A 15083-nucleotide genomic window follows, 5' to 3' on the forward strand; every position below is an offset into this window, starting at 1 on the left:
TGTCCGCTTCGATTACTTCTTGGGGGCGGCTGCGCCACCGGCGCCAGGAGCACCCTGGGTTTCTGCGGGTTTATCGGTGATCTTTGAACCCTCACGCAGGTTCTGCACTCCTTCCACCACAATGGTTTCGCCTGCCTGCACACCTTCACGTATGATAACACCGGTACCCACCTGGCGGCCAAGTGCCACTTTACGTTGTGTAACGGTACTGCTGTCGGTCACTGCATATACGAAGAAATCACCCAATTGCTCGGTAACCGCTTTGTACGGTATGATGACGGCCTGTGCTGCCGTATTACTCTTGACACGCACTTTAGTGGTCATGCCTGAACGCAAAACATGCTTGGCGTTGGGAAACACCAACCTGATCTTGATATTGCCCGTTTGCGGATCTACCGCCCGGTCGATCAGGCTGATAGAACCAGTCTGCGGATAAACATCCTGGCCAAAGGCGATCGTAAAGATCGAGTCCTTAGGTTTTACGCCCTGCTGCTGATATTGGCTGTACCTGTACAATTCCTGTTGGTTGATGGTGAAATCCACCGCCATAGGATCATCGGAGGATACCGTGTTCAATATGGTGGTACCAGCATAAATAGGACCGCCCACTTTTACCTGCGAGATACCGATGGTACCATCGAAAGGCGCCAGGATCGTGGTATACCGTACATTGGTTTGCACCGCACGGATATTGGCTTTCGCCGCCTCTACCTGTTTTTTGGCAGCTTCCAGCACCGCATCGGCATTGTCTACTACCTGCTTCGCGATCGCGTCCTGCTCATCCAGGGCATGGTAGCGGTCAGCATCTTTTTGCGCCTTGATGAGGTTGGCTTCCTGCACGGCCAGGTTGGCCTGTGCCTGCTGGTAGTTGGCCTCGTAAGCCTGCTGATCGATCGTATATAAACGTTGTCCTTTTTTTACCTGGGCACCGTCCTGAAAGAAAATACCGGTCACGTATCCGTTCACCTGCGCCCGCAATTCAACCTGGTTGAGTGCGGTAACGGTACCCGGGTATTCATCATAATAAACGGCATCTGTAGTAGCCACCTTGGTCGTTGTCACCTTTACTGCCTGAGGCGCAGGAGGACCGGCCTGTTGGGTATTACCACCGCAGGAAGCGAGTACTGCCAGGCATGCTACGCTTGAAAAATATCCTATCCTATTGAACAACATATGCTGAGATGTTTGATATTAATAATTGATTTGTCCCAATGCCTTTTGTACGTCGATCTTCGAGGAAAGTAGTACGTAAAGCGAATTATAATAATTGATACGTGCCGTACGCAGGTCCGATTCGGCTGTGATCACTTCAAGATATGTCTTTACGCCATTTCGGTATTGCAGGTTGATCACGTCATACACTTCCCGCGCCAGTTCCATGTTCTCTTTGAGTGCCAGGTAAGTGGCCAGGCTGCTCTTGTATATAGCCAAGGCCTGTGCATATTCTGCATTGATCGAATTCTTAAGCCCGATCTCCTGCCAGTCGAGTGACTTCAGGGTCCATTCGGCTGCCTGAATATTGTACTTCCGTTTTCCTCCCTGGAAAATGGGCAGCGACAAGGTTACACCCGCAAAAGAGTTGGGATAATTAGTATTGTAAAGCTTACCGAACTCGTCATTCTGGTAATTGAAATTATAAGCGCCCGAAGCATACAGATTGGGCAAATAACTCCATTTATTATATCTGACATTGGCTTGTTGCAACCGCTTTTGCGTTTCCAGTAACTGGAATTCGATACGGCTGGCGAAGTTGACGGTCTGGGTGGTATCCAGGGGGATCTCCCTTTCCATTTGCAAGCTGTCGTAGATAATGTTGATTGGTTGACTATCCGGATAACCCATCAACGATTTAAGGTACTCCTTCCTGGAGATCAGCAGCTCCTCATGCCCCTTCAGCAATGCTTTGGCATTGTTCAGGGCAATGGTAGCACGTTTGTAATCGGTTTTATCGGTCACCCCGGCATTGTATTGTGCCGTGGCATCTTTCAGGCTTCGCTGTAACCTTGTTATATCCTCATAAGAGACCTTGATCTGTTGTTCGGTAGCCAACACGTCGTAAAACGCCTTCGCCACGTTGGCAGCCACATCGATCTTGGTACTGCTGGTGTTTTGCTTCGCGAAGCGCCTTACATCCTTGGCCGTTCGGCTGGCCAGCAGGGCATCGCGGTTGAAGATGTTTTGGGTAGCCTGAAACTGCAGGTTCGAGGTATTGTTAACCCCGAGCTTCCGTGCTTCACCAGCGATCAATACCGTCTGGACCTCAAAGTTGTGCTGGAACAGGTAGTTAAAGTTCAACTGAGGAAACCAGTCTGCCAGTTTGCTTTTAATAGTTGTTTCGGCCGTTTGCTCGTCAATCAATGACTGCTGGATGAGGGGTTGTCGCCGGATGGCGTACTGGATCACATTTTCCAGTGTGGCCTGCGTCAATACACTGTCGCCATTTTGTTGTTGCGCAGGCAACAGCAATGGAGACGATAAAGCCAATAGCCATGCCAGCAGGATCTTCTTCTTTTTAGAAAGCCTTTCTTTATTTAAGTTGCTCATATTGCACTTTTATTTTCGAATAAAACCGGAACACGCAAAATAGAATGCATAGGTGACCTAAACTGCTTTTGTTTAAAAGCAGGGATGACCGGGGCGTCAATCCTGGATAATACCTGCCTGAGAGTTGCAGGGACTTTTCCTGAGATGCGGCAAAATTATTAAAGTGCATTGTAATCAGGCAATTAATTTTAACCCGTTCTTATTTAATTTGTTTTGGCACAATATTTTACCGGCGGTCGAACCAAATTCGCCGCCTGTTGTATCAAGCCACTGACAAGCACTTATTATGCAAATCTCTTCCCTTATCCAAAGCTAAACAATGGCCATATCATGGGATTGTTTAGACAGATAACGCCTGTTGACCAGCCAGTTTTGTTCAACAAACAGGCGGATCGGCCAGCAGGATAAGGAAACAGGAACGGATGGTATACTACGCTTTTATGGTTTGGTGGGATAGCCTGATTATGGTTTCCTCAGGTACGGCAGGTTGTTCTGCAATCGTAAAAAAGAAGGTACAGCCGTTTCCGGGGGATGACTCTACCCATATTTTTCCGCCATGCAATTCGACGATCTTCTTACAATGGGCGAGCCCGATACCCGACCCTTCGTATTCCTGCCGGTTGTGTAAACGCTGGAATATGATAAAGATCCGGTCCTGATAGCTGGGGTCCATCCCGATCCCGTTGTCCTTTACCCAAAACTTCCAACACCCATTTCCCGGCTCCACGTCGACCTGGATAGCGGGAGAAATGCCGGGGCGCCTGAATTTAATAGAGTTGCTTATCAGGTTCTGGAACAACAGCTTTATTTCTGTCGGGAAGGCGTGCACAACGGGCAACTCGCCTACTGTGATCACCGCCTGGTTTTCCCTGATCACGGTATCGAGATCGGCCAGTACTTCAGTCAGCACCGCCTTGCAATTGACAGGCACAAACTGCATCTCACGCCCGATGCGCGAGTAATCCAGTAGATCCTTGATCAGTGTTTTCATCCGGTCGGCCGATTGCGCAATGTAATCGAGGTACCTGTCTGCATGTTCATCGATACGCCCGCGGTATTGCTTTCGTAAAGCTTCTACGAAACCAGTAGTGGTACGCAAAGGCTCCTGCAGATCATGGGAGGCTACATAGGCAAACTGCTCCAACTCCTTGTTCTTGCGTTCCAGCTCGGCAGTACGTTGCTGCACTTTCTTTTCTAAACCAACATTGGCTTCCTGTATCTCTTCAGTCATCTGCGACAACCGGGCGGTCATGATATTAAAGTCTCCGGCCAATATGCCAATCTCGTCTTTGGAGAAGGCCCTGGCCCGCCTGGTCAGGTCGCCGCTGGTGACATCCTGGGCAGTACGGAGGATCTCGTCCAGGCCTTTTTGAATATTCCGGCTAACCCAGTAAGCAATGGCCAGCCCGGATAACTCCACCGTCAAAGCGATAATAAAAAGGACCCGCAGCACCAGGTCTTCCAACCAGCGGGAACCTTCACCAAGGGTGGAAGAAAACTTATTTTCCAAAGGCGTGATGGCTTCGTTGAGGGGAGCTATCTCTGCCAGGATCGTATTGATACGGTCTTCAGAAGGATTGGCACTGTTGATCTCCTGGTGCAACCGATCTCCAATTACATTGAACTGCGGCAGCAGACTATCCGCTGCCATCCAGGCACCGATGGCTTTATTGATATAGGGGTTGTTGTAGAACCGCCTGAACAGTTTGATCATGCCCTCCACATCGTCCGGGTGATTGCCACCTGCTATCAATCCTTCCCGGGCAACTTTCATGTCCGGCTCTTCTTTGCCCAGCTCCTGCAAAGCCCGGTGATCGCCGATGGGCACGGACAGAAATTCATTGAATTTGTCATAATCCTGCTGATCCCGGCTCCGACCATATTTAATCAGGTAGTACATGGCATCCTTCTGGCTCTTGGACCAGAGGCCTTCACCGTTTACATAGGCTCTTACAGAAGATAGTGTGTTGATAGAGAAGATGAGCGCACAAAGCTCAATAGCAATCAACAGGGCCATGATGCCCACCGTGAAATACAGCTTCTTTTTGATCGAAACATCCCTGAAACGTCGCATTAGGGAGAATCCTTTCATGTTGAGTGATTTAGGTATTCACCAGCGCCTTAACCGGGATAGGCCGCCTGCCGGCCGGTATCCCCGAAGAAATGTACGAATATTTTGAGGAACAGGATGCTACCCTAAAAAAGGCTGGTCTCCCTGCTACGGGTAGATCAGCCTTTCTCCTTTCAGCCACGTTGCTTCTAATGATTCACCAGTTTCAACATCCCTTCCCCATAGCGATCGCCGGCAGCGGGGAATTGCTTCAATAATTCGTCGATCGATCTCAATTCATCGTTCGTGAGTTCCACGGCTACCGATGCGGCATTCTCTTCCAGGTATTTACGTTTCTTGGTTCCGGGGATAGGGATAATGTCGTTTCCCTGCGCAAGCACCCAGGCCAGCGCCAGCTGGGCAGCCGTAACGCCCTTGCCTGCCGCCAGACCAGCAAAACCACTCACCAGCCGCTGATTCTCCTCCCAATTCTCCGCCTTGAAGCGGGGCAGGGTTTTGCGAAAATCATCGTCACCCAGTTGGCTGGTGTCGGTCACGGTTGCCGTGATAAGACCCCGTCCCAGGGGACTATACGGTACCAGGGTAATGCCCAGCTCACGTATCACCGGCAGTATCTCCTGCTCTACCCCACGGGTCACCACCGCATATTCACTCTGCAGGGCGGCGATCGGATGCACGGCATGCGCCTTTCGGATGGAGGCCGCTGAAGCTTCCGATAAGCCGAGATACCTCACTTTACCTTCCTTCACCAACTCAGCCATGGCACCCACCATATCTTCCACCGGCACCTGCGGATCGATCCGGTGCGCATAGTACAGATCGATCGTGTCGATCTTCAATCTTTTGAGGCTGGCCTCCACCGCTGTCTTCAGGTAAGCAACCGAACCATCGATATAGGTAGTACCATCTTCCCGGTAACGGAAACCAAATTTGGTAGCCACGAACACTTTTTCACGGTTCGACACCAACACCTTCGATACCAGCTCTTCATTCGCACCTTTTCCATACATATCAGCAGTATCCCAGAAGTTGATACCCAACTCCAACGCCCGGTGCAAGGTGGCAATGGACTCCTGATCATCCAGGTTGCCATAGGCATGACTCATGCCCATACAACCCAAACCAACAGCCGATAGCTGCTCTCCTGTTCTTCCAAGGTTTCTGTATTTCATAGCTCATCTGTTTAGATTATAAAGTTACCACCAAACGAAAGCCGCTATTTTATAAAGATCAAAGCTTTCCTTATAATATTCAAACACAAGCACCGACCTGATGTCGCATATGCCCCGTTTAAAAGACATAAGCCCCAAAAGAAAAGCCACCGGTTTACCCGGTGGCCTTTCCAATTATATATCGTGCTTACAGCCCTGAAGCCGGCCCGCATTAATAACCTGCTACAGTTTTAAGATTCTTCACCTCGGCCCCATCCCGAACTTCTTCACTTCCTTTCCTGACCAACTGATCACCCGATTGCAGCTTATCGCCAAACACTTCAATCTTTCCATTGGTCTCACGGCCACGTTTTACATCAACCCATTCCGCCTTGCCGTTCACCACCCGGATCACGAATACCCTTTCCGTTGAATTCACCAGGGCCGACTTCGGCACGATCAACGTACTGTCTTTGGCAGGGAAAGGGATCTTTACCTCCGCAATCATGCCAGGCAGTAATTTCTTATTGTTGTTCTCCACATCGATCTCTATCCGCTCCGAACGAAGGCGTGCATCGAGTGCACCTGACTGCCGGCTTACCTGCCCTCTAAATATTTCATTGGGAATGGCTTTCACCGTAAACTCAACCGGATGCTTACTATCGAGGTAGCCGGTATAGGCTTCCGGAACGGCCACTACCAGCCTAAGCTTTCTTTGTGTCTGCAGGGTAAACATGGGAAATTCGGAGCCCTTACCTGACGGACCGACGTATGCGCCCTGGCTGGCATTCCGTGCACTGATCACTCCTGCAAATGGTGCCCTGATCTCCAGATACCCCTGCACTACACTCACCTCCTTGTGGGCCGCTTTGGCAGCTTCCAGTTGCGCCATGTCGGAGTTCTTGCGGGCAGCAGCCTGGTCGAGGTCATTTTGTGAAATGGTACCAGGTGTTTTACTGGTTTCCAGCAAACGGTCGTATTGCGATTTGCTGGCAGTATATATAGCCTCCTGTGATTTGAGCCGAGATTCAGCAGCGGCCAGCCTGGAACTTAATTCCGGCGCCTCCAGCGAAGCCAGTAATTGGCCTGCCTGCACTTCCGAACCTACATCTACATACAACTTCCTGACAAAACTGTTCTCCTTGGCATAGAGGTCTACATTTTGCCAGGCCACCAGTTCAGCGGGTGTTTGAAAAGCAGTCGACAATTTATCTTTCTGCAGAGTAAACACTTCCAGCACGGGTGGAGCGGCTACCGCAGCCGGCTCGTTTTTTTTCTCACCGTGCGATGAGTTACAGGCCGTCTGCGCCATTGCCAGGCCAGCCAACGCGAATACTATTATAGGTCTTGATCTCATATGCTTTTTTTAGAAAGAGGCATTTATTTATTCACCTACGTAAAATTTGCTCTCCTTATCTTCCGGATCGAGCGATACAGAGGCGGTGGTAGTCTTGTTTTGCACCCAGGCAAACACGAGCGGCAACATCAGTAAGGTCGCAAAAGTAGAGGCGATCAACCCACCAATCACCGCACGCGCCAGCGGAGATACCTGGTCACCGGCTTCACCAAGGCCGGCAGCCATCGGAATCATACCGACCACCATCGCCACACTCGTCATCAGGATAGGCCGCATCCGTAAAGCGGCTGCTTCCCGGGCACTTTGCAAGGCATTGCCATTGTGTTTGCGCAACTGCTCCGCATTGGTGATCAACAATACTGCGTTGGCGATCGACACCCCCACCGACATGATGATACCCATGTACGATTGCAGGTTCAGCGTAGACCCCGTAGCGATCAGCATCAGCATGGCGCCCAGCAACACCGCTGGCACCGTCGTCAGGATCACCGCTGATACTTTGAAAGACTGGAAGTTAGCCGCCAGCATCAAAAAGATCACGACAATAGCCACCAACAAACCCGACTGCAAGCTATCCAAAGTTTCGGTAAGTACCTGTCCCAGACCGATCGGCTCCACCGTTAGTCCACGGGGCAGTTCACCCAGGGCAGCAATGGCCGCTTTCACGTCTGTGGTCGCTGTACCCAGGTCTTTGTCCATCAGGTTGGCGGTTACCGATACGATGGGCATCGCTCCCAGGTTATCATTTTCACCATAGGTCGTATCCGCCTCGATCGTCGCCACATCACTCAATACCGGCCTTTGTGCATTACGCAACACCGGGATCTCCCCTACACTGCTCACACTCGCCATCTTTACTTCAGGTATCTGTACCTGTACATTGTAGCTCAACCCGGCTTTTTCATCCAGCCACACATTCTTCTCCGTGTACCGGGAGGAAGAGGTCGATGCTACTACCGAACGGGAAATATCCGACATATCTACGCCCAGTTGAGCGGCTTTAATCCGGTCTATATTGATATTCAATGCCGGGTAACGGATAGGTTGCGCAATCTGAATATCGCGGAGATAAGCGATCTCGTGCAACTTATCCATCAGCTTATGGGCATATTCTTCATTGAGTTTCTTATTGCGACCGGCAATCCGCACCTCTACCGGGGTGGGTGAACCCTGGCTCAGGATCTTATCGGTGAGCTCGATCGGCTCAAACGACAACTTGACTTCAGGCATCGCCTTACCAACTTCATTACGCAGCTTCTCCTTCAGCTCATCCATATTGGTTTTATAATGCTCCTGCAAGGCAACCTGCAGCACCGCTTCGTGCGGCCCACCGGTAAACAGGTAGATCGGTGCAATGGAGAATTGAGCAGGATGCTGTCCCACAAAAGCAGAACTGATGGCGATATTGTCTTTACCTACCAGTGTATCGAGAATGTGCAGCATCTTCACGACCTTCTCTTCTGTTCTTTCAATACGCATGCCTTCCGGCGCTTTCAACCGCACCTGAAATTGAGAGCCATTCACTTTCGGTAATACATCGCGTCCGATACTGAAAAGCAGGAACACCACCGCGGCAATAGCCACAGCCAGGTAACCCACCACAACGCCTTTGCGATAACGCAGTAACCGATCGAGGAACCGCATGAAACGTGCCCGGAATTTTTCAAATCGCGTCAATTTGCCATCACTGTTGACATCTGTTCGTTCTGCCATGGCCTGCTTGAGTTCAGAATCAGTGGCGTGACCAGCAGCCGGCACATGTTTTCCCTTGTGTGGTTTCATGATCCAGTTGGCCATGATCGGTACAAAGGTCTGCGACAACAAATAAGAGACGATCATCGAAAAACCAATGGCCAGCGACAGAGGCAGGAACAAGGACCCGGGAATACCCTGCATGGTAAAGGCAGGCGCAAACACCGCCAGGATACAAAACAGGATCAACAATTTAGGAAAGGCGATCTCCTTACAGGCATCCCAGATGGCCTTCGCCTTGGGCTTACCCATATCAAAATGCTGGTGAATATTTTCAATCGTGACCGTCGATTCATCTACCAGGATACCGATGGCAAGCGACAGACCACTCAAGGTCATGATATTGATGGTTTGTCCAAAGAGCTGCAATAACAATACGCCCGAGATGATGGAAGTAGGAATGGTCAGGATCACGATCAGCGCGCCCCGGGCGTCGCCCAGGAACATCAACACCATGAGCCCCGTCAGGATAGCGCCAATAGCACCCTCACTCAGCAAGCTCTTTACCGCGTTAATTACATACACCGATTGGTCAAATTCGTAGGATAGTTTTACATCTTCCGGCAATTGCGCCTGAAACCTGGGCAGGTTTGCTTTCAGCTTCTGCACTACTTCCCAGGTAGAGGCATCGGAAGATTTTGCGATACTCAGGTACACAGAGCGCTTGCCATTTACCAGGGCATAACCCATCGTAATATCGGCGCCATCTTCTACCGTTGCCACATCACGCAGGTACAGGTTCTGCACGCCTCCCTTATACAAAGGCATATTCTCGAAATCCTTCACATTCTTGATCACCGTGTTAGCCGGTGTCAGGTAGTTGTAATCCCCCACCCGCACATTGCCCCCGGGCGATATCTGGTTGTTGACACGTAACGCTTCCACCAGTTGGTCGGGGGTCAACTGATGCGAGCGCAGCAGTTCCGGATCGGCTTTAATTACAATAGTACGCACGTTACCACCAAAGGGTGGAGAACCGATGAGGCCGGGTATGGACGTAAATGCACTGCGCACGTATACGTTGGCCATATCCATCAACTCGTTGTTGGTCCGTGTCGGACTACTGAGTACCAATTGACCCACCGGCAACGTAGAGGCATCGAAGCGTATGATGAAAGGCGGCTGTGAGCCAGGCGGGAAAATAGCCTGCGCCCGGTTACAGAAAGCCCCCAATTCCGCAGCGGCCTGCGCCATATTGGTGCTCGGATAGAAGGTGATCTTCATGAGGGTCAAGCCCTGCGTATTCTTCGTTTCGATGGATTTGATACCATTGACAAACAATAGGATATTAATATACTGCTTACCGAAGAAAGCCTCCATCTGAGAAGGTGTGTAGCCACCAAAAGGGTGCGAAATATAGATGACCGGTAGGTTCATCTGCGGAAAGATATCCACCTTGATGGTGCGAACCGCTCCAATACCAAAAAACAAAAGTCCGGCTACCAATACCAGTATGGAGATAGGTTTTCTAAGTGCTGTTCTGATCAAGCCCATAACTACGAGAGGTTGAGTTAAAACTCATTAATGAATAAATCGAAATCACCACTGGCTGCCGCTTTCAGCAACAGGGCCTGCCACACATTGTTGTACGTGATGGCACGATCCGTTTCCGCCCGGTTGAGCGCATACAAAGCCTGCGTTACATCCACCATATTGGTCAGTCCATTCTTATACAGTACAGACTTTTGCAGGAAGGCATCCGATGCCGCTTTTATCTGCACCGGCACTTCGCGGTAATTATCCAGTGCATTTTTGATCTTGTTATCTGCCAACGCGAGTTGTGCTTTCAGCCGCTGATCGGTCAACACATATTCTTCTTTCAAAGCCTGTGAAATGAATTTCTGCGATGCTACCTGGTGGTGCACCCGTAGCGGTGTAGTCAGGTTCCAGATCATACCCACACCCAATAGATAGTTGGCGCGGGTAGGATCGATTCCCTTTGCATAACTCTGCGAATATTTATCGAGTCCGTTGAAACCATAATCAGGGCTAAAACCCGAACCCCTGCCCTGAAATACCCCAAAGAGGGTAAACGTAGGATAACTGAAAGTTTTGAAGTATTTGGCCTGCTCATTACTGAGGTCGATACGCTTTTGGAAATAGCCCAACAGAGGATGCAGCTGGCTACTGGAAGCGGAATCATACAGCGCCGCAGGAATGCGTGATACAAACTGCGAATCGAGTTGGAATGACTGATGTGGTACACCCATCAGGATCGCCAGCTGATTGGCCTGCTCCTGTTCATAGTCTCTAGACCGCGTCAATACGATCCGCGCATTCGACACCTCGGCATTCGCCAATGAAGAATCGACACCGGCATTGAGTCCATTCTTTACCCGGGTAGTAACAATGTTTTGCAAGGCGATAGCCCTGTCCAGGTTGTTTTGCCAGGACTGGGTAAGACGCTGGGCCGCCAGCAGATTAAGGTAGGCACCAGCCACACGTACTTCGTGTTGAAATTGCTCCTGCGCCAAATCGCTTTCATCCCTGGCCACCACCGCCTCAGCGGTTTTGATCTTCTCCCGTGCACGACCAAAAGAGTAGAAGTCCCAGTTTACGTTGGTGAGGTACAAGGAGCCAAACGCGGCATGCCAGTTCTGCTCAGCCAACGGCTGACCGGAAGAGGCGGTACCAAGACCACGAAAGCCGTATAACGGACCGGTTTGTCCGTTGACGGTACCGTAGTCATGCTGAAACGAAATACTGAGATCGGGATAGTATTCTTTAACACTTTGCCGGGCAGATGCTTTCGAAGCATCCACATAACGGGCCTTGGCTTTAATGGCACTGTATTGCTGCAGTCCAGCCTGTACGGCATCCTTCAGGGTCAATACCTGCGCATTGGATACCGCCGGAATACATACAAAACCTAAGAACCCTAACAGGGAGACAGGAAGTTTTTTTAACATGCTATGCGATGAATATCATTCAGATTGTATAGTCCTTAACCTTGGGGCAAGCTGACGTTCGTGAGGGTTTTCACAAGCAGGTAAAGTTACCTGTAGGATTAGGTTAGTGCATTATAGATTTCAAACAAATAACTATAAAAATCAAACAGCGGCTCCCCGGTAGGTGCGCGGAGTCTGCAGGGTTTGCTTTTTAAAGAAGTTGTTAAAGTAGGCAGGATACTCGAAGCCGAGGCTGTAAGCGATCTCGGATACGTTCCAATTGGTATGCATGAGTAACGCCTTTGCTTCTTTCACGATACGATCTGCGATATGTTCCGTTGTCGTTTTTCCGGTAATCTCCTTCACGACCCGGTTCAGGTGATTGGCATGTACCGACAGGTTCATGGCATAGTCACCGGCCGTCTTCAACTTCAACACATGATCGGGAGAGTCGATCGGGAACTGCCTTTCCAGCAATTCAACGAACAGTGCCACTATTCTGGAAGAAGCATTGGTATGCTGGAAATAGCTGTCGGCAGGTTTCGACTTGAGTGCTTCATGAATGATCAGGTTGACATAATTGCGCAGCAGATCATACTTGTGAATATACTCCGACTCAAGCTCCGCCTGCATCTTAGCGAATGTAGCACAGAGAAAATCAACTTGCTGTGGCGTCATGAAATAAATAGGATCACCACCTATCTTAAACAATGGCGACTCCATGATACCTTCATTACGTTGTGTCCGGTCTGCAAACTGCTGATCAAACAGGCAGAAGTAACCATCCTGTTGCGAAGAACTGGCTTCCCATGCATAAGGAATGGTCGGGTTGGAAAACAACAAGGCCGGACTGTCGATCTTGATCCCTTTATCGGCATAATACAACATCCCCTCTCCGATAATAAGAGAGATTTTGTAGAAATCACGCCGGTTGTAAGGAGAATAAGTTTTGCAATAAAAATCGCTGCGCTTGTATACGTTCAGATGCCCAAGCTCCATGCGCTGGTGCTGCTTATCGTAGATCACACGCCCACTGCCGGTGTCGCCAGTGCCGATACGTTTGTAAAAATCGCTGATGGATTCCGCCTTGGCCATTTCCCGAAATTATGAAAATCAAACAACGGCGAAATTAAAATGTTTATAAAATTAGACGGATCAGCCGTTTACTGAGATGACTGGTAGCTGCTTTTCGACGATTCGCCCCAACAAGCTTTGACTGCGGCTTTTCGTTAACAAACGCTTAACCAGACGGCGTAAAATCCATGAAGGAGATTTCCTTATTGGTTCTCTAAAACAAATTGATACCTGCAGTAAAGCCTGCCCAACCAATGAAATTGTCGCCGGGAGACATAGGTCGGATGTTTGCCTTGTAGCCTTTCACGGCGTTTTTCTGCTCGGAGTAATAAAAAGACATGGCAGGTCCCGCAAACAGTGAAGCCCACTTCGTGAGCCGGTAATTGATGTGTGCCTCCACACGGGTCAGCATATTGAGGTAATCCCAGGTACCCAGATACACATGGGCTGTAGACACCTCGGCATTAACAGCCCATTTTTTTGACAGGTTGAATTCCCGCCCCAGCCCGTAACCAAATGTATAAGCCTTGGCATTGTTGGTAGGTTCCACGCCCGCCAGCAAAATGCTGTACAATTTTGAGTTACCGGTTTTGAAAGAAGCATTAAAAGGAAACTCTTCATTGCCATAGAGCGACAACTTATGATAGCCTTTCAATACGATATTGATTAGACCAATACTATACCCATCTGATGTATCGGCTATATTGACCAGACCGATCTGTAAACCCGATAGTTTCTTCGTATAATTTACAAGTCCCGCTATCTGCGCTCCTCTCACCTCCTTAAAATTTACATTCATCAGACCGGCAATCTGCGCTCCTTTCACATCTTTGAGGTTCACATTCAACCAGCCGGCAATCTGTGCCCCCCTTACATCTTGGAGGTTCACATTCAACCAGCCGGCAATTTGCGCTCCCTTTACATCCTGGAGGTTCACGTTCACCCAGCCGGCAATCTGCGCCCCATCCAGGTTCCGTCGATTCACGTTGAGTATGCCAGCCAATTGCGCACCAACGGTATGGCCATTCCCAAAATTGCCGATACCTGCCGCCTGTACCCCCTGCATAGTGCCACCCACGTGGTTATAGATGCCACCCAACTGCGCACCGCTAAAGTTACGTTTGGTAAAATTGGAAATACCAGCAGCCTGTACCCCGTGTACACTATCCAGCACCGTATTACTGATGCCCGCCAGTTGAGCTCCCTCTACCATACCTCCCACTACGTTGAAAATACCTGCAGCCTGAGCCCAGCGAACACTCTTATTGTCAATATTGAAGAGACCACCCAACTCTACCCCATTCACTCCACCTGAATAGCCGCCCCACACGTTGATGGAAACGTTGTTGATCACCTGACTGTTCAGCCGGCCATTGGTGCTGAGCCCTGGCAGCAGTGACAACTGGTAAGGTCGTACTGTAAAGAACTTCTTGAGGTTGATGGCCTGCAATTTTTGCCAGGTAGACAAGACCCAATTACCCATTTGCGTTTTATCAACCATGGAAGAGTCGGCTTTTCGATACGTATAGATCCAGTGCGAACTATCCGCTTTGCGGACGGCGACCACGATCGAATCGGGCACTTCAAAAGTATAAGGAGTAATGGTGATCGTTTTATCAGAAACCTCCAGGGGCATAATAGCAACCGTCATCTGCTGATTGAACCGGGGCTGAATAGTAAAGGTGGTATCGACATACAACTCCTTGCTTACAGTAAGGGACGCCTGGTTGTAACGGCTTTTGAGTTTCAGTTTGAAATACCCCTGCCGGTCGCTCATGGCAGACGCAAGTTGATTCTTCTCGTAAATACTGGCGTGACTAATGATCTCCCCGGTTTGATCATCCAGAATATAGCCACTGACATAGTAATACTTTTCTTCGCTGGCGGTACGACCAGTTACTTCCGAGGCCTTGATGGGAGCCTTGCGAAGGATGATATAATTGCCGCTTTCCCGATACTCGTACCCTTCTGGAAAAAGCTTTTCCATCACCTGCTTCACGGTCTGGTTGAAAATATTCAGGGTAACCAGGCTATCCCCCTTTATGATATTGCTATTGTAAGAGAAATAGAAATTGCCTTTATTGCTCAGGATCTCGAGTACCTGACCAAGCTGTTGTCGATTTACGACAAACGACACATTTCTACCCAGGATAGGCTGCGACTGTGCACCCGCGGAAACGAATAGTAGTACTGTAAGTAAGACGATGCTTACCAATCCGGCTGTCTGCTTCATAACGTAAATGATA

The 15083-nt window shown here is 49.7% G+C and carries 9 protein-coding genes; all 9 read right to left on the reverse strand.

All coding sequences use genetic code 11. The annotated features are described in order from the left end of the window. Positions 1-12: 12 nt before the first annotated feature. The 9 genes from P2W70_RS28220 to P2W70_RS28260 all read right to left on the reverse strand — a co-directional run bounded on the left by P2W70_RS28220 (position 13) and on the right by P2W70_RS28260 (position 15070). On the reverse strand, positions 13-1173 hold the full coding sequence (locus P2W70_RS28220; protein ID WP_276484921.1) for an efflux RND transporter periplasmic adaptor subunit: 1161 nt from the start codon (positions 1171-1173) through the stop codon (positions 13-15). Between the two features lie 18 nt (positions 1174-1191). Then, positions 1192-2544 carry a TolC family protein gene (locus P2W70_RS28225; protein WP_276484922.1) on the reverse strand — a complete coding sequence of 451 codons (1353 nt, stop codon included), beginning with the start codon at positions 2542-2544 and terminating at the stop codon, positions 1192-1194. 430 nt (positions 2545-2974) lie between these two features. Continuing rightward, on the reverse strand, positions 2975-4636 hold the full coding sequence (locus tag P2W70_RS28230; protein ID WP_276484923.1) for a sensor histidine kinase: 1662 nt from the start codon (positions 4634-4636) through the stop codon (positions 2975-2977). A gap of 167 nt (positions 4637-4803) precedes the next feature. Further along, positions 4804-5787 (reverse strand): aldo/keto reductase, encoded by a 984-nt coding sequence (locus P2W70_RS28235; protein WP_276484924.1) that lies wholly within the window; start codon positions 5785-5787, stop codon positions 4804-4806. 211 nt (positions 5788-5998) lie between these two features. Further along, positions 5999-7123, reverse strand: coding sequence for an efflux RND transporter periplasmic adaptor subunit (locus P2W70_RS28240; protein ID WP_276484925.1), 1125 nt, complete (start codon positions 7121-7123; stop codon positions 5999-6001). Between the two features lie 27 nt (positions 7124-7150). Further along, positions 7151-10369, reverse strand: a complete 3219-nt coding sequence (locus tag P2W70_RS28245; RefSeq protein WP_276484926.1) for an efflux RND transporter permease subunit — start codon at positions 10367-10369, stop codon at positions 7151-7153. A 17-nt stretch (positions 10370-10386) separates the two neighbouring features. Beyond that, positions 10387-11784 carry a TolC family protein gene (locus P2W70_RS28250; protein ID WP_276484927.1) on the reverse strand — a complete coding sequence of 466 codons (1398 nt, stop codon included), beginning with the start codon at positions 11782-11784 and terminating at the stop codon, positions 10387-10389. Between the two features lie 141 nt (positions 11785-11925). Further along, complete coding sequence (locus P2W70_RS28255) at positions 11926-12858, reverse strand: helix-turn-helix domain-containing protein (RefSeq protein WP_276484928.1); 933 nt, start codon at positions 12856-12858, stop codon at positions 11926-11928. 193 nt (positions 12859-13051) lie between these two features. After that, positions 13052-15070 carry an STN and carboxypeptidase regulatory-like domain-containing protein gene (locus P2W70_RS28260; RefSeq protein WP_276484929.1) on the reverse strand — a complete coding sequence of 673 codons (2019 nt, stop codon included), beginning with the start codon at positions 15068-15070 and terminating at the stop codon, positions 13052-13054. Between the last annotated feature and the right edge of the window lie 13 nt (positions 15071-15083).

Source organism: Paraflavitalea pollutisoli (assembly GCF_029360705.1).
GTDB classification, from domain to species: Bacteria; Bacteroidota; Bacteroidia; order Chitinophagales; family Chitinophagaceae; genus Paraflavitalea; species Paraflavitalea pollutisoli.